This is a genomic window from Komagataeibacter intermedius TF2 (assembly GCF_000964425.1).
In the GTDB taxonomy this organism is placed as follows: Bacteria; Pseudomonadota; Alphaproteobacteria; order Acetobacterales; family Acetobacteraceae; genus Komagataeibacter; species Komagataeibacter intermedius.
Genome location: NZ_BANF01000062.1, coordinates 1 through 23,357, shown reverse-complemented (window position 1 = coordinate 23,357; position 23,357 = coordinate 1). Strand labels below are relative to the sequence as shown.

The 23,357-nt window shown below is 64.4% G+C and carries 19 protein-coding genes; 11 read left to right on the top strand and 8 right to left on the bottom strand.

Annotated features, from left to right (window positions below):
* Window positions 1–426 carry an ATP synthase F1 subunit epsilon gene (gene atpC / locus B7449_RS10440; RefSeq protein WP_010508957.1) on the top strand — a complete coding sequence of 142 codons (426 nt, stop codon included), beginning with the start codon at window positions 1–3 and terminating at the stop codon, window positions 424–426.
* A gap of 237 nt (window positions 427–663) precedes the next feature.
* On the opposite strand, the gene queF is transcribed toward atpC, so the two are convergent.
* A complete protein-coding gene (gene queF / locus B7449_RS10435; RefSeq protein WP_039736466.1) occupies window positions 664–1,143 on the bottom strand; it encodes a preQ(1) synthase in 480 nt (159 codons plus the stop codon).
* 136 nt (window positions 1,144–1,279) lie between these two features.
* Here queF and rnd point away from each other — a divergent pair, with 136 nt between their 5' ends.
* Together rnd and B7449_RS10425 are read left to right on the top strand one after the other, a co-directional pair.
* Complete coding sequence (rnd, locus tag B7449_RS10430; protein ID WP_039736467.1) at window positions 1,280–2,467, top strand: ribonuclease D; 1,188 nt, start codon at window positions 1,280–1,282, stop codon at window positions 2,465–2,467.
* A 144-nt stretch (window positions 2,468–2,611) separates the two neighbouring features.
* Window positions 2,612–3,217: a GcrA family cell cycle regulator gene (locus tag B7449_RS10425; protein WP_039736469.1), complete on the top strand. Its 606-nt coding sequence runs from the start codon at window positions 2,612–2,614 to the stop codon at window positions 3,215–3,217.
* 93 nt (window positions 3,218–3,310) lie between these two features.
* Here B7449_RS10425 and B7449_RS10420 read toward each other — a convergent pair whose 3' ends face one another.
* Window positions 3,311–3,781: a bactofilin family protein gene (locus B7449_RS10420; protein ID WP_039736470.1), complete on the bottom strand. Its 471-nt coding sequence runs from the start codon at window positions 3,779–3,781 to the stop codon at window positions 3,311–3,313.
* A gap of 437 nt (window positions 3,782–4,218) precedes the next feature.
* On the opposite strand from B7449_RS10420, the gene B7449_RS10415 reads away from it, so the two are divergent.
* From B7449_RS10415 to B7449_RS10405, 3 genes are all read left to right on the top strand, one after another.
* Window positions 4,219–5,229: an adenosine kinase gene (locus B7449_RS10415; RefSeq protein ID WP_039736496.1), complete on the top strand. Its 1,011-nt coding sequence runs from the start codon at window positions 4,219–4,221 to the stop codon at window positions 5,227–5,229.
* A gap of 189 nt (window positions 5,230–5,418) precedes the next feature.
* The gene (gene typA / locus B7449_RS10410; RefSeq protein WP_010515499.1) at window positions 5,419–7,242 is read left to right on the top strand and encodes a translational GTPase TypA; all 1,824 of its coding nucleotides are present in this window, start codon (window positions 5,419–5,421) and stop codon (window positions 7,240–7,242) included.
* Between the two features lie 227 nt (window positions 7,243–7,469).
* Window positions 7,470–7,742, top strand: a complete 273-nt coding sequence (locus B7449_RS10405) for a hypothetical protein (protein WP_039736471.1) — start codon at window positions 7,470–7,472, stop codon at window positions 7,740–7,742.
* Window positions 7,743–7,985: 243 nt separating this feature from the next.
* Here B7449_RS10405 and B7449_RS10400 read toward each other — a convergent pair whose 3' ends face one another.
* Window positions 7,986–9,251: a D-amino acid dehydrogenase gene (locus B7449_RS10400; RefSeq protein ID WP_039736472.1), complete on the bottom strand. Its 1,266-nt coding sequence runs from the start codon at window positions 9,249–9,251 to the stop codon at window positions 7,986–7,988.
* A gap of 96 nt (window positions 9,252–9,347) precedes the next feature.
* Window positions 9,348–10,373, bottom strand: a complete 1,026-nt coding sequence (locus B7449_RS10395; RefSeq protein ID WP_039736473.1) for an NAD(P)/FAD-dependent oxidoreductase — start codon at window positions 10,371–10,373, stop codon at window positions 9,348–9,350.
* 191 nt (window positions 10,374–10,564) lie between these two features.
* Between B7449_RS10395 and tsaE the strand changes: the two genes are divergently transcribed.
* The 5 genes from tsaE (at window position 10,565) to trxA (ending at window position 18,829) form a co-directional block, all read left to right on the top strand.
* Entirely contained in the window at window positions 10,565–11,029 is a 465-nt protein-coding gene (gene tsaE, locus B7449_RS10390) for a tRNA (adenosine(37)-N6)-threonylcarbamoyltransferase complex ATPase subunit type 1 TsaE (protein WP_039736474.1), read from the top strand.
* Window positions 11,029–11,790: a nucleotidyltransferase family protein gene (locus B7449_RS10385; RefSeq protein WP_039736475.1), complete on the top strand. Its 762-nt coding sequence runs from the start codon at window positions 11,029–11,031 to the stop codon at window positions 11,788–11,790. The genes tsaE and B7449_RS10385 overlap by 1 nt, the downstream gene beginning before the upstream one ends.
* Entirely contained in the window at window positions 11,787–14,837 is a 3,051-nt protein-coding gene (gene addB, locus B7449_RS10380) for a double-strand break repair protein AddB (protein WP_039736477.1), read from the top strand. Before B7449_RS10385 ends, addB begins: the two co-directional genes overlap by 4 nt.
* A complete protein-coding gene (gene addA, locus B7449_RS10375) occupies window positions 14,834–18,427 on the top strand; it encodes a double-strand break repair helicase AddA (protein ID WP_039736478.1) in 3,594 nt (1,197 codons plus the stop codon). Before addB ends, addA begins: the two co-directional genes overlap by 4 nt.
* A gap of 72 nt (window positions 18,428–18,499) precedes the next feature.
* Complete coding sequence (trxA, locus tag B7449_RS10370; protein WP_039736479.1) at window positions 18,500–18,829, top strand: thioredoxin TrxA; 330 nt, start codon at window positions 18,500–18,502, stop codon at window positions 18,827–18,829.
* A gap of 26 nt (window positions 18,830–18,855) precedes the next feature.
* Here trxA and hpnK read toward each other — a convergent pair whose 3' ends face one another.
* The 4 genes from hpnK to B7449_RS10350 all read right to left on the bottom strand — a co-directional run bounded on the left by hpnK (window position 18,856) and on the right by B7449_RS10350 (window position 23,223).
* A complete protein-coding gene (gene hpnK, locus B7449_RS10365) occupies window positions 18,856–19,710 on the bottom strand; it encodes a hopanoid biosynthesis-associated protein HpnK (protein WP_039736480.1) in 855 nt (284 codons plus the stop codon).
* Window positions 19,711–19,788: 78 nt separating this feature from the next.
* On the bottom strand, window positions 19,789–21,213 hold the full coding sequence (hpnJ, locus tag B7449_RS10360; protein WP_039736481.1) for a hopanoid biosynthesis associated radical SAM protein HpnJ: 1,425 nt from the start codon (window positions 21,211–21,213) through the stop codon (window positions 19,789–19,791).
* 105 nt (window positions 21,214–21,318) lie between these two features.
* Window positions 21,319–22,497: a bacteriohopanetetrol glucosamine biosynthesis glycosyltransferase HpnI gene (hpnI, locus tag B7449_RS10355; RefSeq protein ID WP_039736482.1), complete on the bottom strand. Its 1,179-nt coding sequence runs from the start codon at window positions 22,495–22,497 to the stop codon at window positions 21,319–21,321.
* 63 nt (window positions 22,498–22,560) lie between these two features.
* Window positions 22,561–23,223 (bottom strand): ABC transporter substrate-binding protein, encoded by a 663-nt coding sequence (locus B7449_RS10350; RefSeq protein ID WP_039736483.1) that lies wholly within the window; start codon window positions 23,221–23,223, stop codon window positions 22,561–22,563.
* Window positions 23,224–23,357 lie beyond the last annotated feature (134 nt).

The following is a 23,357-nucleotide window of genomic DNA, read 5'->3' as shown; positions in this document are numbered from 1 at the left end:
ATGTCCATTAAGGTCAAGATTGTCAGTCCGGAGAAGGTGCTGTTCGCGCATGACGCCGATATGGTTGTCATGCCGGGGTCCGAAGGTGACATCGCGGCAATGCCGGAACATGCGCCGCTTATGCTGACACTGCGCGGTGGCGTGGTTGATGTGTATGAAGGTGATGTGGTGATGCACCGCTTCTTCGTGGCGGGTGGGTTTGCCGATATTGCGCCAACCCACTGCACCATCCTTGCCGACCGGGCGTTGAAGGTGGAAGACGTGTCCGTTGACGATGCGGAAGCGCGTCTTGCCGCCCTGGAAAAATCCTATGAGGAAGCGGACAAGATGAACGTGCCCGCGCTTGATATCCTCATGGACAAGATCCAGTCGGCCCGTGCCGAGATCGAGGCCGGACAGTCCGCCATTCCGGCCATGTCCATCTAACGGGTTTTCCTGCCCTGTAGTCAGGGCCGGATTACAATGGACCTGCGAAAAAGCGCCCTTGCACGGGGCGCTTTTTTTTATGCCTGTCCGTCAGGAGCGGTCTGGAAGTATCTGCCGCATGGAATGACAAAAGTTTCCGGATGTCGCCTTCTTTCAAAAAGGCGACATTTTTCAAGGTATCGCAGGAAAGCGTCACCAGAAATACCTCCGGGATCTGCGGACTTTTCAGACAGTTTCTCAGCCGCGACCGCGATAGCCGGGCACGTCCTGCGCGGGAATCCACACGCCTTCGGGTGGGGCGCCGGTCTGCCAGAAAACGTCAATCGGCATGCCGCCGCGCGGATACCAGTACGCCCCGATCCGTAGCCAGACCGGTTTCAGCACGTCAACCAGCGTGGTTGCGATCTGCATGGAACACTGTTCATGGAACGCGCCATGATTGCGGAAGCTGGTCAGAAACAGCTTGAGCGATTTGCTTTCCACAATCCATTCATCGGGAATGTAGTCGATGACGATATGCGCGAAATCTGGCTGTCCGGTGACAGGGCAGAGCGATGTGAATTCCGGCGCGGTAAAGCGCACGACGTAATTGCGTCCGCGCTGGGGGGCGGGCACGCGTTCCAGCCTGGCTTCTTCCGGGCTGTTGGGCTGTTGGCTGTTCTGGCCCAGCTGGGTCAGGAACTGGCTGCCGTCATCGGTTGTGGGGCGGGTATTCATGGGGCGTCCGTCAATAACAGGAAAAGATGAGTGGCTGATGCCGGAAGGGGCAGGTCGCCGTCAACGGAAATACAGGGGGGCGGCATGCGGTTTTGCCCGCTTTCGCAATCGGGTGCAGGCATGATAACTGCACGGAATGGCACGTGTATCCCGACCCGAATTTCCCGCCCCTGTGCTGGTGACCACCACAGCGGAGCTTGAGGCTGTAACCGCGAGACTGCGGCATGAGCCATTTGTGACGATCGACACCGAATTCGTGCGCGAACGCACCTACTGGCCTGAGCTGTGTCTGGTGCAGCTGGCCGGGGAGAAAGACGTGGTCGTGATCGACACGACCGCCCCGGGGATCGACCTGACATCCCTGGGCGCGCTGCTGGATGACGCCAGCGTGGTCAAGGTCTTCCATGCCGCGCGGCAGGATCTGGAAATTTTCCTGCACCTGTTCGACCATCTGCCTGCCGCCCTGTTCGATACGCAGGTCGCGGCCATGGTGGCGGGATATGGCGATCAGGTTGGGTACGACAACCTTGTTTCCTCCCTGCTGGGTGTGCAGATAGACAAGTCGCACCGTTTTTCCGACTGGGCGGCGCGTCCGCTGTCTCCGGCCCAGATCGGGTATGCGGCGGCGGATGTTACGTATCTGCGGCTGGTTTATGAAAAGCTGCTGGTCCAGCTGGAACGTGAAGGGCGTCTGGACTGGGTCGCGGCGGAACTGGATATCCTGAACAATCCGACCACGTTCCGCCCTGACCCACTGACATTGTGGGAAAAGATGCGTCCGCGCACCAACAACCGCCGGATGCTGGGTATCCTGCGCGCGGTTGCCGCGTGGAGGGAGGGGGAGGCCCAGCGCGTCAACGTCCCGCGCCAGCGGCTGCTGAAGGACGAGAGCCTGATGGAAATCGCGGCAACAGCCCCTGCCACGATTGATGCGCTGGCCCGCGTGCGTGGTGTCTCGCGCGGTTTTGCCGAAGGACGCAGTGGCCAGGCCCTGCTGGAAACGGTGGCGCAGGCCGTTGCGGAACCCGAAGCGACCCTGCCGCGCTTACCAAAGGGGCGGGCGAAGGATGCGCAGCGTCCGTCACCTGCGCTGATCGCCCTGCTGAAGGTGCTGCTGGCCAGTTGCTGCGAAACGCATCGGGTCGCCCCCAAGCTGGTGGCGTCGTCCGAGGATCTGGACCGGTTCGCTCTGGATGATGCGGCGGATATTCCCGCCTTTCATGGCTGGCGGAACGAGGTGTTTGGCAAGCTGGCGCGTGAACTCAAGGCAGGTCGCCTGACCATGGGTGTCGCGGGTGGGAAGGTCAGGCTGATCCACGACTGACCCGGTTTGCGGCTCCGGCGCGGTTTTACCGGGGTTGCAAACAGGTTATGCGCAGAATCGTCCACAAGAATCTGTGCCCTGACAGTTGAGTCGGGCACGGTATGAGCCTAATTTCCCACCATTCCGCGTAAGGAGTGCAGAACGATGGCGATGGAATGGACCGAGGAGACGATCGCGCGCCTGCGTGATCTGTGGCAGCAGGGCTTGTCGACAGCAGAAATCGGGCGTCAGCTATCCGTGACCAAGAACGCGGTGGTTGGCAAGGCACACCGTCTGGGCCTGAAACCACGTCCATCGCCCATCCGGCGTGCGGCGAAGACGGCTTCCGCGCCGGCCGCGACCACAGCGGCATCCCCGGCGGCGGAACCCGCCGTTGAAAGCACGCCCACGACACCTGCGGCCGAGGCTGCGGCACCTGCCGTAACGCCTGCCGCGCCTCCGGCACTGCAAAAGGCGCCTGCAAAAGCGCAGACCGCCCCGACGCCTGCACCACAGCCCAAGCCTGCGGCCCCGGCAGCGGCGGAAACAGCTCCCGCGCCGCGCGCAACCCGCGCGACCAAGGCCGCCCTGCGTCCGGTCAGTGAACCCAGGCGTCGCAGCAGCCAGTCCTGCTGCTGGCCGCTGGGTGATCCGGGCACGCCGGGTTTCCACTTCTGTGGCGCTACCCCCCTGCCGGGCAAGCCGTACTGTGCGGAACATGCGCAGCTTGCCTATGTCAAATTGCGGGACCGCCGCGATAACGTCGCCTGACCATTCCCCACAGGGATTGCATTAAAAAACGCCAGGGCATTGCTGCCACTGGCGTTTTTTGTATCCGCCCGGGGTACGGGCGGATCGGGATGCTTATTCAGCAGCCGGACGCGGCGGCGTGGCCGGAGCTGCTGCCGGTGCCGCAGGGGTGGTGATCATTTCCAGCTGGCCAGTGACCTGACCGCCATCTTCCACCTTCAGGCGACGGCACTTGGCCTTGCCCAGCAGCCGACCGGTCGAACGGATGGTCAGGCTGCCGCGCACCGTCAGCGTACCATCGATCGTGCCAGCCAGTTCGGCGTCCTCAACCTCGACTTCGCCCTTGAACACGCCGCCCTGCGCGATCTGGAGCTCGGATGCGTTGATCAGGGAAGATTCAACCGTGCCTTCCACAACCAGCCGCTCGGCGTCCTGAATCGTACCCTGCACGCTGATGCCACGGCCCACCACCAGGGTGCGTCGGTCATTTTCCTTCTTGGCGACGGCGGCACCCGGCGCGCCGGGACGTGCCCCGCCGGGCGCGGGAGGGGCGTTGGGCGTAGGCGGGAAGGGGGGGCGGGCCATAGATGTCTTTTCCTTGCTTGCAGGTGTGGTTGAGGGAGAGGAGCCACCGCCTGTGGCTGGACGGCCCGGCTGTTGCGCGGGGGGCGTGGTCGGGGCGGGTGGCTGGGTTTCTGCTGGCTTGCGTCGTCTAAACAATATTACCCCGCTTGGTTATGCTGTATCGGGACGGGTTGCGCCCCGGAACCGGAAGATACGCTTTCGGCGGGCTGGTGTTGCAGGCCGCAGCCCCCCCTTAGCAACGGTTATACGCCCCCCCATCATGCCGACAAGAGGCGTTGAGGGGAACAGCGGTGCATAAAAAACATCATGCGTTGCGCTGCTTACCCACCAATGATAGCGATGGGCCGGACCATGCGGGAAAAAATGGGTTATTTCATGGCGTCCGGACGCTCTTTCCGCACATGTGACTGAATTGATGACGGGTAGTGGAACAGAAGATGGAAAATACGGGACAGGCGGCGGAATGCCGGTTTGATCTGCTGGGTATCGGCAATGCGATTGTCGATGTCCTGGCACCGGTGGACGCGGCCTTCCCGCAGAATAACGGCATGACGCCCGGCAGCATGACGCTGATCGACGCCGACCGCGCCAGGGCGCTGTATGCCCAGATCAGGCGTGAAAAGGAAATGGGCGGCGGGTCCGCCGCCAATACCTGCGTGGTGGCGTCCAACATGGGCGCGCGCGTGGCCTATCTGGGCAAGGTGGCGGCGGATGCGCCGGGACAGGCCTTTGCTGCCGACATGCAGGCGGCGGGCGTGTATTTCCCGTCTTCCCCGCTGCAGGGTGACGCGGGGGAAAACCATCCCACCGCGCGCTGCATCATTCTGGTCACGCCCGATGGCCAGCGCACCATGAACACCTATCTGGGCGCATGCGTCACCTTCAGCCCCGAAGACGTGCTGGTTGATGTCGTGCGTGCATCGAAGGTCATCTACATGGAAGGCTACCTGTTCGATCCGCCCGATGCGCAGGAAGCTTTCCGCACGGCCGCCCGCATTGCGCATGACGCCGGGCGCAAGGTCGCCCTGTCTCTGTCCGACCGGTTCTGCGTGGACCGTCACCGCCATGCCTTCCACGAACTGGTGCGCGGGCATATCGACATCCTGTTCGCCAACGAGGACGAGATCTGCGCCCTGTACCAGACCGATGATTTTGACGAGGCCGCACGCCTTGTCTCGGCCGAGACGCATTTCGCCGTCCTGACCCGGTCCGAACGGGGCAGCATCATTATTCAGGACCAGCAGCGCATTGTGATCGACAGCGTCCGCACGCAGGTGATCGATACCACGGGCGCGGGTGACGCCTATGCCGCGGGGTTCCTGGCGGGCTGGACATCGGACCGGACGCTGGCGGAATGCGGGCGTCTGGGCAGTGTCGCGGCGTCGGAAGTCATCTCGCATTACGGTGCGCGGCCGCTCATGAACATGCGTCAGGACATGGATTTCTGATCCACAGGGCGCGTTCTGCCGGGCGTGTGATGGGCGCGGGCACGAAGTTTCGCGTGCAATCCGCGCTTTTCCGCTTTATCTACGCACGCAGCAGCCACTCATTACGCCGCCGCACGCACGGGTGCCCCCCGCATGTGCCGCTGCGCCCCCTTATGGCGTCCGCCAAGGAAAGTCAGGTCAAGAGCACTTATGGATATCCGCAATATCGCCATTATCGCGCACGTCGATCATGGCAAGACCACACTGGTCGATCAGCTTCTGAAACAGTCCGGTTCCTTCCGTGACAACCAGCACGTTGCCGAACGTGCCATGGACAGCAACGACCTGGAGCGTGAGCGTGGCATCACGATCCTGGCCAAGTGCACGTCCGTCGTGTGGAAGGATACCCGCATCAACATCATCGACACCCCGGGCCATGCCGATTTCGGCGGCGAGGTGGAGCGTATCCTGAGCATGGTTGACGGCGCGGTCGTGCTGGTCGACTCCGCCGAGGGCGCGCTGCCGCAGACGAAGTTCGTGGTGGGCAAGGCGCTGGCGCGCGGCCTGAAGCCGATCGTGGTCGTCAACAAGATCGACCGTGGCGACGCCCGTCCCGATGAAGTCCATAACGAGATCTTTGACCTGTTCGCAGCCCTTGGCGCGAATGACGAACAGCTTGATTTCCCCATGCTGTACGCCTCGGGCCGTCAGGGCTGGGCGGATACGGAAATCGATGGCCCGCGCAAGGACCTGTCCCCGCTGTTCGACCTGATCCTGCGTCATGTGCCGCCGCCGCACGTGAAAAAGGATGCGCCGTTCGCGATGGTCGCCACCATCCTGGAAAACGACAACTTCCTTGGCCGCGTGCTGACCGGTCGTGTCGAGCAGGGCACGGCGAAGATGAACATGCCGGTGCATGTGCTGCGTCCCGATGGTTCGGTTGTGGAAACCGGCCGCCTGACCAAGCTGCTGTCCTTCCGTGGGCTTGACCGCGTGCCGGTGGAAGAAGTCGAAGCCGGTGACATCGTGGCCGTGGCCGGCCTGTCGGAAGCGACGATTCCCGAGACCATCGCGTCTCCGGAAGTCAAGGAACCGCTGCCCTCCACCCCGGTTGACCCGCCGACGCTGTCCATGACTTTCCGCCTCAATGACGGCCCGCTTGGTGGCCGTGAAGGCAAGAAGGTCACGTCGCGCCAGATCCGTGACCGCCTGTTCAAGGAAACGGAAGGCAACATCGCCATCCGCGTGTCCGAAAGCCCCGAGAGCGAGGCCTTCGAAGTCGCTGGTCGTGGCGAACTGCAGCTTGGCGTCCTGATCGAGCAGATGCGTCGCGAAGGATTCGAACTGACCATCGGTCGTCCCCGCGTGCTGTTCCGCACCAACGAGGAAACCGGCGAGCGCGAAGAGCCGTTCGAGGAAGTCCTGATTGACGTGGACGAGCCGTATTCGGGCGTCGTGGTTGAAAAGATGGCGCTGCGTAAGGGTATCATGCAGGACATGCAGCCGTCTGGCGGCGGCAAGGTGCGCCTGAGCTTCCTGATCCCGTCGCGCGGGCTGATCGGCTACCATGGCGAATTCCTGACCGATACGCGTGGGTCGGGCATCATGAACCGCCTGTTCCATGGGTACCAGCCCTATGTCGGCCCGATTGCCGGCCGTCGGAACGGTTCGCTGATTTCGTCCGAAGATGGCGCGACCACGCAGTATTCGCTGTTCTCGCTGCAGGATCGTGGCACCCTGTTCGTCGATGCGGGCGAAAAGGTCTATGTCGGCATGATCATTGGCGAGCATTCGCGTGAGAATGATCTGGAAGTAAATCCGATCCGTGAAAAGAAGCTGACCAACATCCGTGCCGCCGGCAAGGACGAGGCCCTGCTGCTGATCCCGCCGCGCAAGATGAACCTGGAGCAGGCCATCGCCTATATCGAGGATGATGAACTGGTCGAGGTCACCCCGTCCGCCGTGCGTATCCGCAAGCGCTACCTTGACCCGCATGAACGCAAGAAGCGCGAACGTTCCGGCGCGGTTGACTGATCTGCTGCCTGCCCGGTGTGGTGACTGTAATCTTTAGTTACGTTTCAGTTCTTGAGATTGCGGTCACCATGGGGCAAAAGTAAGACATTCCTAATAAATTTAAGAATTTTAATCCGAGACGATCCCCCTGCGACATGTTACAGCAAGAGGGTCGGCCCGGGTGTACCGATTCGTCGCCCGATAGACGCATTAGGATCAGAATTCCTGATTTGTTGGAGTATTTTTATATGATCGTTTCCCCCCGTCGCTTCCTGGCTGCCCTGTCCGCCGTTGCCGTCATGGGTGTCGCCGCCCCCGTCATGGCCCAGACGCCCGAACCGACCACCCCGGCCGTTTCCGCACCGGAACACGCACCTGACGCAGCTGAAGGTGCCGCTCCTGCCGAAGCTGGCGCCAAGAAGGCGAAGCATCACGGTAGCCACCATCACAGCGGCCGTCACCACGGTGCGAAGAAGGCGGAATCCACGGATGCGGCTCCGGCTGCTCCGGCGGCGCAGTAATCATTACTGCATTCTTGCCGGTATCCTCGTGATACTGGCAGGGATAGCCAAGAAAAAAGCCCGGTTTGATAACCGGGCTTTTTTTATGGTCAGCGTCCGGCAGGCTGGCGGACTGTTTTAAAAGTCTGCTGGTGAAACATCCTGTAAATCGACCGAAAGCTAAAAAACGTCGCCTTTTTGAAAAGGCGACGCCCCCAAACATTCTATCGTTTTTTCATCAATCTGTTATGTGAAGACCATGTCTCAGGTCGTGGTGTAACGGTCCAGGGACAGGTCCAGACAGGGGATTTCGGTGCGTTTGCCGCTCATCCGGTCGGACAGTACGCGGCCCGACCCGCAGGCCATGGTCCAGCCCAGCGTGCCGTGGCCGGTATTGAGCCACAGATTGGAAAAACGTCCCGCTGGGCCGATGACGGGCGTGCCGTCTGGCGTGCTGGGGCGCAGGCCGGTCCAGTATGCCCCCTGTGACAGGTCGCCGCTGGCGCCGAACAGTTCCGAAAAGGACAGTTCCAGCAGTTCCCGCCGGTCACGGCTCAGGCGCAGGTTGTAGCCGGCCAGTTCCGCCGTGCCGCCAATGCGGATCCGGTCGCCCAGACGGGTGATGGAGACCTTGTGGGTCGAGTCACATACGGTGGACAGGGGCGCGCGCGCCGCGTCGGTCACCGGCAGCGTCAGGGAATACCCCTTGGTGGGATAGACCGGCAGGCGCACGCCCAGCGGACGCAGCAGCAGCGGCGAATAGCTGCCCATGGACACGACATAGGCATCCGCCGTCATGCGGCCTGCGGATGTGCGGACGCCAAAGATATCCGTCGCCGAGGCATCAAGCGCCTCGATGGTGGTTTCATAATGGAAGGTGACGCCCAGTTCCTGTTCGGCCTTCTGCGCCAGGCGTTGGGTGAACATGTGGCAGTCGCCCGTTTCGTCACCTGGCAGGCGCAGGCCGCCCGTGAACAGGTGCCGGTTTTCCGACAGGCCGGGTTCGTTCCGGGCGATTTCATCCGGGCTGAGGAATTCGTGGGCAATGCCCGCCTGGTCCAGCAGGGCCATGTCGCGGGCGGCATGGTCGACCTGCTTCTGCGTGCGGAAAAGCTGGATCAGGCCACGCTGTCCATCATCATAGGTGATGCCGGTGTCCTTGCGCAGGGCATCAAGGCAGTCGCGGCTGTATTGTGCAATCCGCAGCATGCGTGACTTGTTGATGTCGTAATCATGCATGTTGCAGTTGGCCAGAAGCTGCTCGATCCAGCGCATCATGGCGAAGTCGATACGTGGGCGGACCACCATGGGCGCGTGGCGGCTGGCCATCCACCGCAGTACCTTCACCGGCAGGGCCGGTTCCGCCCAAGGTGAGGAAAACCCCGGTGAAATCTGTCCCGCATTGGCAAAGGAGGTTTCCATGGCCGCAGCGGGCTGGCGGTCAACGACCGTGACTTCATGCCCGGCCTTTGCCAGGTACCATGCCGTCGTCACGCCCACCACACCGGCGCCCAGAACGATCACTTTCACAGTTTCATCCTTACTTCCATCATCGACACACCGGGGATGCGCCACGACGCGGGAATGGTCAACCGTTTCTGTTATGACAGGACCGGATGGCTGGAATCAGCCTGCGGGCACACCCTTGCTGGTTGAATACTCGAAATGCAGCGCCGTGTCGGGGTGGACGATGGGATGGATGGCATGGGCGGCCATCGCCCCCTCGGTAAAGCCCTGCAGGATCAGCTTCAGCTTGCCGGGATAGGTTGCGACGTCGCCCACGGCGAAAATGCCGGGAAGGCTGCTTTCGCAGGTGGACGGGGTGACGGGAATGGTGCCGCGTATGGTGTCCAGCCCCCACTGTGCGATCGGGCCGAGATCGGTCGCCAGCCCGAAGAAGGGCAGCAGGTGATCGCACGCTACATGCCGCACCGTGCCGTCCAGTGTCGCAAGGTCCACGCCGGTCAGCTGCCCGTCCGCGCCATGCAGGCCATGCAGCTGGTAGCCGATGATCTTCTCGACTTCGCCGCGTGCCACGGCTTCGTCAAGCTGGCGCAGGCTTTCGGGGGCGGCACGGAAGCGGTCGCGCCGGTGGACCAGCTTCACGCTGCGCGCGACATCGCGCAGGGACAGCGCCCAGTCCACCGCGGAATCGCCACCGCCTGCGATCAGCACGTCCCTGTCCGCGAAATCGGCGCGGCGGCGGACAAAATACTGCACGCCACCCGTCTGCTCGAACGCGGCCAGACCGTCCAGCGGGGGACGGTTGGGACCAAACGCGCCCGCACCCGCAGCAATGATGACCGCATGCGCGGCGATGACATCCCCGCGGGATGTGCCCAGCCGGAAACCGCCGCGCGTGCCCTCCAGGCTTTCCACCCGGCGGCCCAGCAGGCGGGGCACGTCAAACGGGGCGATCTGGCGGTCGAGCGCATCAATCAGTGCGCCACCCTCGATCGCGGGGTGGGCGGGGATGTCATAAATCGGTTTTTCCGGATACAGCGCCGCGCACTGTCCGCCGATTTCATCCAGCGCATCGATGATGATGCAGCCAAGCTTGAGCATCCCGCATTCAAACGCGGCGAACAGGCCCGCGGGGCCTGCGCCGATAATGGCGACATCGGTGGTGTGGGTGGGGGAAGGCATGGTCATGTCAGGTTCTGGTGTTCCGCGGTCCGTGATCGGGTGTGTAGACATATGTTACGTACGGTTTTGCGTTGTTGTCGGCGCTGGCGCAAGCGCTTTGGTGCATCCTGTCCGTCGCCCCTTGTGCGTGGCCGCGATGGGGGGGCACAATCGGGTCATGACATATAATCGTGCAAAAGCAGGGGACGGGACCATCCATGCGTGAAATTTCCCTGCCCGATGCGCAGGCGACCGCGCGGCTTGGCCACGCGCTGGCCGGTATGCTGCGTGCGGGCGACTGCGTGCTGCTGGAGGGGGATCTGGGGGCGGGCAAGACCACGCTGGCGCGTGCGCTGCTGCGCGGCCTGTGCGGGGATGAGGACATGGAGGTGCCAAGCCCGTCCTACACGCTGGTGCAGGTCTATGACGCCCCCGTGGCCGAAGTCGCGCATTTTGACCTGTGGCGCCTCGACGGGCCGGAGGGCCTGCATGAACTGGGATGGGACGATGCACGCGAAGGCATCGTCGTGGTGGAATGGCCGCAGCGTCTGGGCGTGCTGAGCCCATCTGATGCATTGCGCATCACCCTTGCGCCAGATGCGGCGGGCGGGCGTATCGCCCGGCTGGAGGGATGGGATATGCGGCTGGCGCAATCAGCCGCTTTCGGGACAGGAGGGGCATAATGGGCGTGAACATGCCACGTACCGCCATGGTTTTCGCAGCGGGTATGGGACGGCGGATGCGGCCGCTGAGCGAATCGGTGCCCAAGCCGCTGCTGCGCGTGGCGGGACAGCCCATTCTTGATCACGTGCTGGACCGGCTGGAGGCCTGTGACGTGCAGCAGGTCGTGGTCAATGCCCACTGGCGGCCCGATGACATCCACGCAGCCCTTGCCGCGCGGCGTAAGGCAGGTCTTGGGCCGCTGACCATTGAACAGCCCGAACCCGCCCTGCTGGAAACCGGGGGCAGCGCGGCGGCCGCCCTGCGGGCGGGGCGGCTGGGGCCGGGGCCGTTCTTCCTGCTCAATGGCGATGCCATGTGGCTCAATGGTCCTGTGCCCGCATTGCGCCGGCTGGCGGCGGCGTTTGATCCCGATCGCATGGACGCCATGCTGCTGCTGGGCCCCATGACGCGTGCGGTGGGGGAAGTCGGGAACGGGGATTTCGCGGTGAACGCGCATGGCGTGCCCCGTCGCCCGCGTGCGGGGGAAATCACGCCCTATGTCTTTACGGGCGTGCAGATCGTCTCTCCCGCCCTGTTTGATGGCGCGCCGGAAGGCGGGTTCAGCATGAACAGGCTATGGGACCGCGCGATGGAGGCGGGCAGGCTGGGGGTGATCGTGCATGATTCGCTGTGGTTCCACCTGTCCCGTCCCGCCGATATAAATGCGGCGGAACGCGTGCTGCATTCCGCCCTGAACCCGGATTCGGATAACGATATATGACCGGACCCACGACCGCCTGCGTGCGGGGGCGGACGGCGGTCGTGCCGTCCCATGTGCCGTTTGTCGACCAGATCGCCGCCCGCTGGCTGGAACAGGCGGGCCATGATGCGCAGGCCTGCGGCAATGGCCTGATCCTGCTGCCCAGCCGTCGTGCCGCCCGTGCGTTGACCGAAGCCTTCGTCCGTCAGGTTGATGGCCGTCCCATCCTGCTGCCCCGCATTGCGCCCATTGCGGCGCTGGATGAGGCATCGCTGGCGCTGTCGGGGTGCAGTGCGCTGGACCTGCCGCCTGCGGTAGACCCCGTGCGGCGGCTGGCGACGCTGACGCTGCTGGTCATGCAGGCGGGCAGGGCGTTTGGCGATGTGCAGGGCGTGGACCAGGCATGGCCGCTGGCGCGCGCGCTGGCGGACCTGATGGATGAGGCGGAATGGGCGGAATGCGACCTGTGCGAACGCCTGCCCCATGCGGCGGAAGGTGACTTTGCCCAGCACTGGCACCAGACGCTGAAATTCCTGTCCATCGTGACCAGTGTGTGGCCCGCATGGCTGGCGGAACAGGGGGTGATGAACCCCGTCGCCCGCCAGACCGGCCTGCTGCACGCACAGGCCGCGCGGTGGATGGAGACGCCGCCACCAGCAGGGTACCCCATCTGGGCCGCCGGTTTTTCCGATGCCGTGCCCTCCACCATCGCCATGCTGCGCGCTGTCATGTCCCTGCCCGACGGATTGCTGGTGCTGCCCGGTGTGGACATGGATTGTGATGATGAAGTCTGGCAGCGCCTGCCGCCCGACCACCCGCAGGCCGGCACGGCGCATATGCTGGCCGAACTGGGCATTGAACGCACATGCATGGAACAGTGGGACACCCTGACCGATGGTGGCGAGGCCAGTAGCCCCGTCTCCCGCGCCAGCCTGCTGGCCCGCGCATTGCTGCCTGCCCATGCGCTGGAGCGCTGGCGTGCACCGGATGCGCCCGTGGCGGCCGATGGCCTGTCGGTCCTGCGCAGCGCCGACCAGCAGGAGGAAGCCGCCGCGATCGCCATGGTGCTGCGGCAGGTGCTGGAACAGCCGGGGCGGCGGGCGGCCCTTGTCACCCCCGACCGGGCGCTGGCCGGACGGGTGGCGACGGAACTGGTGCGCTGGGGCGTCATTGCCGATGACAGCGCGGGCGAAAGCCTGCTGACCGTGCCACAGACCGCCTTCCTGCGGCTGATCGTGCAGGCGGTGGATGGCGGCCTGTCGCCGGTGGCCCTTCTGTCCGTCATCAAGCACCCGCTGGCGGCGTGCGGGCTGTCGCCGGGCAACTGCCGCGCCAGTGCGCGACAGCTTGAACGCCTTGTCCTGCGTGGCCCGGCCCCGCCGCCGGGTATCGCGGGGCTGCGCCGTGCACTGGCGCGCGCGGCCGATGACCCGCATGGCGCGCTGGCCGACGCCCCGGATGCGCCAGAGGAAATAAACGCGTTCCTCACCCGTCTGGAAACCGCCTTTGGTCCGCTGCTGGCCCTGCCGGGCAGCACGCTGGTGCCGGTATCCGTCCTGCTGGCGGCACTGGTTGAAACCGCGCAGGCGCTGGCCGCGACCGATACCACGGATGGCGCGGACCGGCTGTGGGCAGGCGAGGAAGGCAACGCGCTGGGTCAGCATATGAGTGCGATGCTGGCGTGGTGCGATGTCCTGCCTGATGCCCGTCTGGGCGCGCTGGACGGGCTGCTGGCCTCGTCCCTTGCGGGCATGACGGTGCAGGGACGGCGCGCCGTGCGCGGGCGTGAGGGGACGGCGGTGCATCCGCGCGTGTTCATCTGGGGTCTGCTGGAGGCCCGGCTGCAGACGGCGGATACCATCGTGCTGGGTGGTCTGGTGGAAACCGTCTGGCCACCCGCGACCGATCCCGGCCCGTGGATGAGCCGCCCCATGCGCACGCGTGTCGGCCTGCCATCACCCGAATGGGCCATTGGTCAGGCCGCGCATGATTTCGTGTCCTGCGCCTGTGCCGCGCCCGATGTGGTGCTGTCGCTGGCGGCCCGGCGGCAGGGTGCGCCAACGGTGCCCGCGCGGTGGCTGGTGCGGCTGGATGCCTATCTGGCGGGACATGGCCACAGCCTGCCCGCGCACCCGGCGCTGCGCTGGCTGGACAGCCTTGACCGGCCGGACGGGGCGGCGGTGCCCGTTGCGCCGCCACGGCCGCGTCCGGCGGTGGGCCTGCGCCCGCGCAGCCTGTCGGTGACGGAAATCGAGACATGGATGCGCGACCCTTACGCCATTTACGCGCGGCGTATCCTCCGGCTGCGCCCGCTTGCGGATCTGGAGGAACTGGCCGATGCCGCCGATTACGGGCAGATCGTACATGCCGCGCTGGACCGGTGGTTCCGTGCCCATCCCGCTGACTGGCCCCATGATGGCGCTGCCCGCATGCGCGACGTCTTCGCCGATGTACTGCGCGAGGCAGCCCTGCGTCCCGCCCTTGCGGCATGGTGGGCGCCCCGGCTGGACCGCATTGCCACATGGTGCGCGCAGGCCGAGGAAACGCGCCGCGCCACCGGCGGCCCCCGTACCGTGCTGACGGAACTGGCAGGTAAGATGCGGCTGGAGGACCTGCCCGCTGGGCCGTTCACCCTGCGGGGGCGCGCGGACCGGATTGATCTGCATGGCGACGGCGGCCTGAGCCTGTTTGACTACAAGACCGGCACGCTGCCCACCCGGCGCAGCGTGATGGAAGGCTGGCAGTCGCAGCTGGTGCTGGAGGCGGCGATGATCGAATGTGGCGGGTTTCCACCCCCCGTCGCGGGTACGGTGGCGGAACTGGTGTACTGGCGCCTGACCGGCGGCCATGTTCCCGCACAGGTACTGGACGTGGCGCGTGGCGCGGAACTGGCGGAACTGATCGCGGGCTGCAGGAAGGGGCTGCGTGACCTGGTGACGGCCTATGACAATCCTGACCAGCCTTATCTGTCCCATCCCTTCCCCGGCGAAGAACCCCGTTTTGCCGATTACGCCCATCTGGCCCGCGTGGCGGAATGGAGTGCCGCGCGCGAGGAAAATGGCGGATGAACGAAGCCATGATGAAGGGTGACGGCATGGCGTCCGCCATCGACATCGCCAACCGTAGCCAGGCGGAGGCATCCGACCCGCAGGCATCGGTATTCGTTTCCGCCTCCGCCGGCAGTGGCAAGACAAAGCTGCTGATCGACCGGCTGCTGCGCCTCATGCTGCCGCGTGACGTGCCCGACCGTGATGGCGTCATGACGCGCGTGCCCGGCAGCGATCCCGCCCGTATCCTGTGCCTGACCTTTACCAAGGCGGCGGCGGCGGAAATGTCCATCCGCCTGCAGAACCGTCTGGGGCAGTGGGTCATGTTGCCCGATGCGGATCTGGACCGTGAGCTTGCGCGCCTGTCCGTGCCGACGGGGGAGGAAACCCGCCGCGTGGCGCGCGAACTGTTCGCCCGCGTGCTGGACCTTCCCGGTGGCATGCGCATTGGCACCATCCATGCCTTCTGCCAGTCGCTGCTGCGGCGTTTTCCGGTGGAAGCCGCGATCAGCCCGCATTTTACCCTGATCGAGGAAACCGATGCCCGCCTGGCCCAGCGCACGGCGGTGGAGGATGTGGTGGGGCAGGGTGGTCCCGCCGTCGCCATGCTGGCAGGACAGATCGGGGTGGGGGACTTTACCGCGCTGATTTCCCGGCTGCAGGCCCAGTCGCGTCGCATGCTGCCGGTGGCGCGCCGCTGGGTGATGGACCGGGGCGGGGTGGAATCGGCCCTCATGCGCCTGCTGGGCATAAGCGGGCGCAGCGTGGATGAGGTCTTGCGCAATGCCTGCGCCACGATCCCCGACGAGGATATTTTGCGTGACGGGCTACGTCGCGTGGCGCGGGAGGGATCGGCCAGCGTCCGGGCGCAGGCGGACACCATGCTGGCATGGCTGGGTCAGGACGTGGCCGCCCGCGCGGCGGACTGGTCTGCATGGCGGGGCGGCCTGCTGACGCAGAAGGGGGAGCCGCGAAAGCGTGGCGGCCTTAATCCCAGGATGGATACCGCCTGTCCCGGTCTGGCCGACCGTCTTGGCGCGGAAGCCGCGCGGGTTATCGGCATCGACCAGCAGTTGCGCGCCATTACGGTGTTTGAACTGACCTGTGCCCTGCTGTCCGTGGCCCAGCCGGTGCTGGAACGCTACGCCACGCGCAAGGACGCGCAGGGCATGGTTGATTATGATGACCTGATCGACCGCACGCTGCAGTTGCTGGATGATCCCGGCGCGGCATGGGTGCTGTACAAGCTGGATGGCGGGATCGACCACCTGCTGCTTGACGAGGTGCAGGACACATCACCCGACCAGTGGGCCATTGCCGGTGGCCTGACATCGGAATTCTTTGCCGGTGAAGGCACGCATGATGATGACGGCTGTCCGCGCACCATTTTTGCGGTGGGGGATTACAAGCAGTCGATCTATTCCTTTCAGGGGGCCGACCCGGAGGCCTTTCGCGCATGGCGGCAGCGGTTCCGCCGCAATGCCGCCGCCGCCCGGGCCATATGGCGCGAACCGGCGCTGACCGTTTCCTTCCGCTCCACCGCACCCGTGCTGAAACTGGTGGACAGCGTGTTCGCCAATCCCGCCGCCGCCCGGGGCGTGGTGGAACCGGACGGCACCATTCCAGCCCATGTCACCGCGCGACCGGGGCAGGGTGGATGCGTGGAAATATGGCCCCCCGTGCCGGTGGAACCTGATGAGACGGACATAAGCCCGTGGATGGCCCCCACCCACAATGCCGGGCAGTCCACGGCCCAGCAGCGTCTGGCCGATACATTGGCGGCCTGGATCGCCCGACAGCTGGGCACGCCGCCCGCACCCGGGGAAACGCCGCTGGCGCCCGGTGACGTGCTGATCCTCGTGCCCCGTCGCTCCGCCTTCGCACGTGCGTTGATCCGGGCGCTGAAAAGCAATGACGTGCCGGTGGCGACACTGGTGCGCACCGTGCTGACCGACCAGCTTGCGGTGCAGGACCTGATGGCGCTGTGCGCGGCGCTTCTGCTGCCGCAGGATGACCTGACGCTGGCCTGCGTGCTGACATCCCCCATCGGGGGGCTGGATGACGACTCGCTCATGCACCTGGCGACGGGGCGCGATGGGCAGCCGCTCTGGGCGGTGCTGCGGACGCGCCATGCAGAACGGCCCGACTGGACCGCCGCGTGGCATATCCTCGATACCCTGTTCCGGCAGGTTGATTACGCGACGCCGTACCAGCTTCTGGCCGAAGCCCTTGGCCCGCTGGGTGGCCGTGCCCGGCTTCTGGCCCGCCTTGGGCCGGAAGCGGTGGAGCCGGTTGACGAACTGCTGTCCGCAGCACTGCGGTTTGAGGAAACGCACGCCATTTCCCTGCAGGGGTTCCTGCACTGGCTGCATGCATCGGATGAAACCGTGCGGCATGAACCCGATGCATCGGCCAACATGGTGCGCGTCATGACGGCGCATGGGGCGAAGGGGCTGCAGGCGCGTCTTGTCATCCTGCCCGATACGATCGCAACGCCCCGTTCCGATACCAATATCCTGTGGGAAACCGATTCCGTGACGGGACTCGATATCCCGATATGGGTACCACGACGTGAACTGGCCACGGATGTGACAGCGTCCGTGCAGGAGAAGATACGCCGGGAAGCGGCGGAGGAATATAACCGCCTGCTGTATGTCGCCCTGACCCGGGCAAGCGACCGGCTGGTGATCTGCGGGTGGGAACCCCGGCGCGGCGTGCCCGATGGCTGCTGGTATGACCTGTGCCGGCAGGGGTTTGAAAGCGCAGGTGCCACCGCCCGTCCCTTCGACCTCGGCTGGGAAGGGGACAGCCTCGTGCTGGAGGAAGCGCGCACGGTCCCGCCCGCGCGGGCACCGCGCGCCGGTCAGGAACCGGTTGCGGTTGCGCCAGCGCATGACCTGCCCGCATGGATGGGCCATGCCCCGCTGTGGCGGCCCGTCATGCCGGTCACGGAAGGGCCGTTGGCCCGCCCGCTGGCCCCCAGTCGTCCCGATGATGTTGCCCTTGGCCCGCAGCCTGCCGTGCGGTCGCCGCTGGCATCCGCCAGCACCGTGCGCGACCGGGCCGACCCGGCGGGTCAGCGCGCCCGTGCCCTGCAACGCGGGCAACTTGTGCATGCCCTGCTGCAATATCTGCCGGATTGCCCGGAGGATGAACGGGCGGAACTTGCCTGGTCATGGCTGTCGCGCCCGGCGGCGGGACTGGACCCCGAACAGTGCGAAGAACTGGTGACGCAGGTCCTTGCGGTCATGGACATGCCCCGTCTTGCCACCCTGTTTGCCCCCGGCAGCCGGGCGGAGCAGCCACTGGCCGGTATCGTGGGCCAGCAGGTGATCGTGGGACAGGTGGACCGCATGGCGGTCGACGCGGATACGGTGACGGTGTGTGATTTCAAGACAAACCGCACCCCCCCGGCGGACGTTGACAGCACGCCAGTGCTGTACCTGCGGCAGATGGCGGCCTACCGTGCCCTGTTGCGTGGGGTCTATCCCGGCAGGCAGGTGGTGTGCGCCCTGGTCTGGACGGAGGGCGTGCGCGTTGACATCCTGCCTGCTACGTTACTGGACCGGTATGCGCCGGACCTGACAGGTGCGGGTCGGGCTACGACTTGACCCCATGCGTCGGCATGGCCATGTCAGCAGGACAGGGCGGCGGTTCTGGCCGCCATGAAGGAGTTTTGAGTGATGAGTGAAAACACGGTTGCGGTCAGCGATGACCAGTTCAAGACGAAGGTTCTGGACTCCAAGGAGCCGGTTCTGGTCGATTTCTGGGCGGAATGGTGCGGCCCGTGCAAGATGATCGCCCCGGCGCTGGATGAAATCGGGGCTGAATTCAAGGGCAGGATGACCGTCGCCAAGGTCAATATCGACGACAATCCCAACACGCCCAACAATTATGCCGTGCGCGGCATTCCGACGCTGATCCTGTTCAAGGACGGTGCACCGGTTGCCAGTAAGACCGGCGCCCTGCCCAAGAGCCAGCTCAAGGAATGGGTCAAGAGCAACCTCGGCTGATCTGCCCGGCTGTCAGGCGTGGCCCGTCACGATGCGCGGGCCACATCCGTCCATGTGGTGGGTATGGTCCCCGAATGGGCCAGGCCGGAGCGGAAACCGGGCGCGCATAGCGTGCGGAATTCCGCCTCGTGCTCATAGGTGGGCATGAGCTTTTGCAATAATTTGTTCTTTGCCGTGGCCGGGTGGAAATAGATTTCCGACAGGCCGTCCGGCAGGTGTGCTGCCAGAGCGGATACGCGGTCAGTCGTCATGTGGCCGCTCCACGCCAGCCCGAAACACCAGTCATTTGTGACCAGTCCCGCCTTGTGCGCCTGATGGCGCAGCAGGCCGGTCCAGCGGCGTAGCGCCGCATCCCCCAGCGTATCGGTATAGGTGCCGGCGGCATAAAGCGGTTCGGGCGGTTCCAGTGGCACGCGGATCGCGCGCAGGCCGTGGCGTAGCCCGCTTTCGATCATGTACCGCCCCACGGTGGGGTGCAGGTGCATGTGCTTGTGCGCATTTGCGTGGTCCAGTGCAAGGCCGGTCGCGGCAAAGGCACGGAACTGGGCCTCGATCTCGGCAGCCAGTTCCCGGCGCACGGCAGGGCGGAAGAAATATTCCACCCCCAGCTTCAGCTGGTCAGACGGGAACTGCCCGTCCTGCGGTACCAGCAGCGGGATATCGGCTGGCGGCAGGGTTGCCGGTCCCTCGATCGCGACCAGATGCAGCCCCACGCGCAGGTCCGGCAGTTTTTTTGCACGACGCACGGCGTCAGCCGCTGCAGGGCCGGATACCATAAGGCTGGCAGTCGACAGCAATCCGTCCCGGTGGGCGATCTCGATCGCCTCGTTTACTTCTTCGGACAGGCCGAAATCATCGGCGGATATGATGACGCGCTTCATGATGGGAAACCGGGTGGCATGACAAAAGAAATGCCGGAACCCGAAGGTCCCGGCATAGGGTAATCGCAGGCAGCCCGATCAGGCGGCGCGGCGTTCGCGCAGGAACTGGAAGAACTCCACCCCTTCGCGCAGGCGGCGCTTCATCATCTGCGGGCTGCGGACCATCTCGTTCACGATCGAGGCGATCTTGGGCGCACGGAAATAGAACTTCCGGTAGAATTCTTCCACGCTCTGGAAGATTTCCGTATGCGACAGGTGCGGGTAGTGCAGCGGTGCGATCTGCACGCCGTTATCGTCGATCAGTTCGGCGTTCTTTTCATCCAGCCAGCCGTTCTCGGTCGCCTGCTTGTGCAGGAACGTGCCGGGATATGGTGCTGCCAGCGAAACCTGCAGCGTGTGCGGGTTGATCTCGGTGGCGAACTTGATGGTTTCCTGAATGGTTTCCTTCGTTTCGCCCGGCAGGCCGAGGATGAAGGTGCCGTGGATCTTGATCCCCAGTTCGTGGCAGTTCTTGGTGAACTCACGCGCCGTCTCGACGCGCATGCCCTTCTTGATGTTGTGCAGGATCTGCTGGTTGCCGCTTTCGTAACCGACCAGCAGCAGGCGCAGGCCATTGGCCTTCAGCACTTCCAGCGTCTTGCGGGGCACATTGGCCTTTGCATTGCACGACCACGTCACACCCAGCTTGCCCAGTTCCCTGGCGATTGCTTCGGCGCGCGGCAGGTCATCGGTGAAGGTATCGTCGTCGAAGAAGAATTCCTTCACCTGCGGGAAATACTGCTTCGCCAGGCGGATTTCGGCGGCCACGTGCTCGGGGCTGCGGGTGCGGTAGTGATGGCCACCCACCGTCTGCGGCCACAGGCAGAAGGTGCAGCGCGACTTGCAGCCACGGCCGGTATAGATCGAGATGTACGGGTGCATCAGGTACCCGATGAAGTAATCCTCGATCTTCAGGTCACGCTTGTATACTTCGGTCACGAACGGCAGGCTGTCCATGTCCTCGATCATGGCGCGGTCGCGGTTATGGACGATCTTGCCATCCGCATCGCGCCAGGAGATGCCATCGACATCTTTCCAGTCGCGGCCTTCCGCCATTTCCTTGATGGTGAAGTCGAATTCGTTACGGGCCACGAAATCGACCGGCGGGGCGTTCAGCAGGCTTTCCTCGGGCTGCACGGCCACCTTGGCGCCGACCATGCCGATCTTCACCTTCGGGTTCGCGTCCTTCAGCATCTGGGCTACGCGCACATCGGATGCAAAGGACGGGGTGGAGGTGTGCATGACGACCAGATCACGGTTGCGCACGTCTTCCAGGATCGGCTCCATGCCCATGCGTGCGGGCGGCGCATCGATCAGGCGGCTGCCTTCGACCATGGCGGCAGGCTGCGCCAGCCACGTCGGATACCAGAACGACTTGATTTCCCGCTTGGCCTGATAGCGGGAACCGGCCCCACCGTCGAATCCGTCAAACGAAGGCGGCTGGAGAAACAGGGTTTTCATCATGCTACGCGTATCCTCGGGCTCTGGCGGGGAAGAGGGTTCCCTTATACCCGTTCTTATTGACTACAGGGTTGGAATTCTCAAGCAGTTCAGCCTGCTGGGGGCGGGTCAGTCACCGGGGGAAGCCGGTTGCGATCGTGGTGTCATGACCGAATGTGGTGTGACATGCATCGTCTGCCCGCGCCATGCAACCCGCGTGCCCGTGACACTGCCCACCATGATGGCGGCCGAAAGCCAGTCACGCAGCGGCAGGAGCAGTAACGGCAGCAGGCTGCGTTGCGCAAGCGTCCGGTCCAGGATGAAGGAACACACGGCCCGCCATCCCCATGCACCAAGAAAGAAGAACCATGTCCAGGCCGCGTGCGGTGCGACAAGCACGGTCACGGTGGCCCAGAACAGGGGCAGCTGGATGGCGGACGCGGCGTATCCCGCCGGTTCCAGCGTCTTGACGGTCCGGCCCCAGCGCAGTTCATGCGCCAGTACCTCGCGCATCGAGGTCTCGCCCACAGTGGTCCATGTCATGCACGCGGCAATGGCGATATCCTTGCCACGGTCGCGTACGTAGCGGCCCAGGATCGCATCATCGGCCACATGGGGCACCAGTGCTTCCAGTCCGCCAATTTCTTCCAGCATGGACCGCCGCAGCGCCATGGTCGCGCCCAGGCAGTCCTGCCGCCCGAGGTAGCGCGACAGCATGACGCCGGGCAGGAAATTGTGGTTGATCTGGCATGCGGCCAGCAGGCGCGGCACGGTGGGGGACGCCGGAAGCCCGGCATACAGCGTGGTGACCAGCCCGACATTGGACGGTACCAGCGCGCCCACCACATGCCGCAGGTAATCGGGGGCAACGTGAATATCCGAATCGGAAATGACCAGAACATCATGCTTCACGCGGGTCATGATGTTGATCAGGTTGCCGATCTTGCGGTTGACGCCGTGGAAGGTCGGGTCAACCACCAGTTCCATCTGCACATCCGGATGGCGTTCCATCAGGCGGTGTACGATCGGAATCGCCGCATCGTCTTCGGACTGTACGCCAAAGACGATCTGCATCTGCGGGTAATCCTGCGTGCAGAAACTTTCAAGCGCTTCCTCCAGCAGCGGTTCATCGCCGTGGAGGGGCTTGAGCACGGAGACCGGAGGCATGGGCACCGTCCGGTCCACGCGTTTTTCCTGCCATCGGAAACGCGAGACCAGAAAAGTGCCAAGCGCTGCCTGCATGCACCCGGCGGCCGCAACGGTTGCGGCCAGTCCGGCGGGTGAAACAAGAGCGTTGAAAACAGACATTATCTTTCCGGCAAGGTCCCGCGTATGGAGCAAGTTAGAAAACGGTGTCAGATGAGTGTAATATCACTCTTCCGAGAACGTTTTGATTTTTTTCTGTAGCAGATTCGTCAGTTTCTGCACATTGCCGCCCGACAGCGCAGAGCTGAAGTCGGCGCGCTGGGCGGCGACCTGGCTTATGTGGGCGTTCAGCAGCACATCAACGATCTGCCAGCCCTTCGGGCCGGAGCGCATGACGTAGTTGATTTCGGTCCCGCTCGGGTCATCGGACGACCCGATATGTGTTACAACAATACGGTCATTACCGGCGGGCGAAGGGGTTACGGTCGGGTCGATGGTGAAGCGGGCATCGCTGCCGGGCTTGAAGCTGGAAACATAGCGGGCGATGGTGAACTGCCGGAAGGTGGTCAGCAGGGTCTGCTTCTGGTCATCGCTCAGGCCAGCGTAACGCGGCCCGATGGAGGATGCGAGCACGGCCTCGATGTTGTAGGCGTGGTCAATCGCCGGGGCCAGCATCTGCGAACGCTGTTCGAACGAACCGCTGCCCTTGGCCTGCACGCGCTCCAGCGCTGCATACAGGCTCCTGATCGGCTCCTGCACCTGCGCATCGGATGCGCTGGCCGCATGGGCTGCATGAATGGGGAGGACGGCAGGGACGACCGGTGCCGCCATCAGTCCGGCGCACAGCGCCAGCGAGGTGGTTTTCAGGACATGTTTCATAATGTTCATGATTTCGGTCCGTTTGCTGTCTTTAGCAAGGGCTGCGTCATGCTGATTCCGACACCCAGCGCCTCAAGGGCGGTATTGGTGATGGCCGCGGCATCCAGCCCGGCCTCATGGTACTGGGCGGCCTGGGTGTTGTG

Excerpts from the sequence above, each read along its gene's own strand:
- addA (WP_039736478.1), top strand. The coding sequence starts at position 14,834 with ATGAACGAAGCCATGATGAAGGGTGACGGCATGGCGTCCGCCATCGAC.
- B7449_RS10415 (WP_039736496.1), top strand. The coding sequence starts at position 4,219 with ATGGAAAATACGGGACAGGCGGCGGAATGCCGGTTTGATCTGCTGGGT.
- rnd (WP_039736467.1), top strand. The coding sequence starts at position 1,280 with ATGGCACGTGTATCCCGACCCGAATTTCCCGCCCCTGTGCTGGTGACC.
- B7449_RS10395 (WP_039736473.1), bottom strand. The coding sequence starts at position 10,373 with ATGACCATGCCTTCCCCCACCCACACCACCGATGTCGCCATTATCGGC.
- tsaE (WP_039736474.1), top strand. The coding sequence starts at position 10,565 with ATGCGTGAAATTTCCCTGCCCGATGCGCAGGCGACCGCGCGGCTTGGC.
- B7449_RS10350 (WP_039736483.1), bottom strand. The coding sequence starts at position 23,223 with ATGAACATTATGAAACATGTCCTGAAAACCACCTCGCTGGCGCTGTGC.
- queF (WP_039736466.1), bottom strand. The coding sequence starts at position 1,143 with ATGAATACCCGCCCCACAACCGATGACGGCAGCCAGTTCCTGACCCAG.
- B7449_RS10405 (WP_039736471.1), top strand. The coding sequence starts at position 7,470 with ATGATCGTTTCCCCCCGTCGCTTCCTGGCTGCCCTGTCCGCCGTTGCC.
- addB (WP_039736477.1), top strand. The coding sequence starts at position 11,787 with ATGACCGGACCCACGACCGCCTGCGTGCGGGGGCGGACGGCGGTCGTG.
- typA (WP_010515499.1), top strand. The coding sequence starts at position 5,419 with ATGGATATCCGCAATATCGCCATTATCGCGCACGTCGATCATGGCAAG.
- B7449_RS10425 (WP_039736469.1), top strand. The coding sequence starts at position 2,612 with ATGGCGATGGAATGGACCGAGGAGACGATCGCGCGCCTGCGTGATCTG.
- trxA (WP_039736479.1), top strand. The coding sequence starts at position 18,500 with ATGAGTGAAAACACGGTTGCGGTCAGCGATGACCAGTTCAAGACGAAG.
- B7449_RS10385 (WP_039736475.1), top strand. The coding sequence starts at position 11,029 with ATGGGCGTGAACATGCCACGTACCGCCATGGTTTTCGCAGCGGGTATG.
- hpnK (WP_039736480.1), bottom strand. The coding sequence starts at position 19,710 with ATGAAGCGCGTCATCATATCCGCCGATGATTTCGGCCTGTCCGAAGAA.
- B7449_RS10420 (WP_039736470.1), bottom strand. The coding sequence starts at position 3,781 with ATGGCCCGCCCCCCCTTCCCGCCTACGCCCAACGCCCCTCCCGCGCCC.
- hpnJ (WP_039736481.1), bottom strand. The coding sequence starts at position 21,213 with ATGATGAAAACCCTGTTTCTCCAGCCGCCTTCGTTTGACGGATTCGAC.
- atpC (WP_010508957.1), top strand. The coding sequence starts at position 1 with ATGTCCATTAAGGTCAAGATTGTCAGTCCGGAGAAGGTGCTGTTCGCG.
- hpnI (WP_039736482.1), bottom strand. The coding sequence starts at position 22,497 with ATGTCTGTTTTCAACGCTCTTGTTTCACCCGCCGGACTGGCCGCAACC.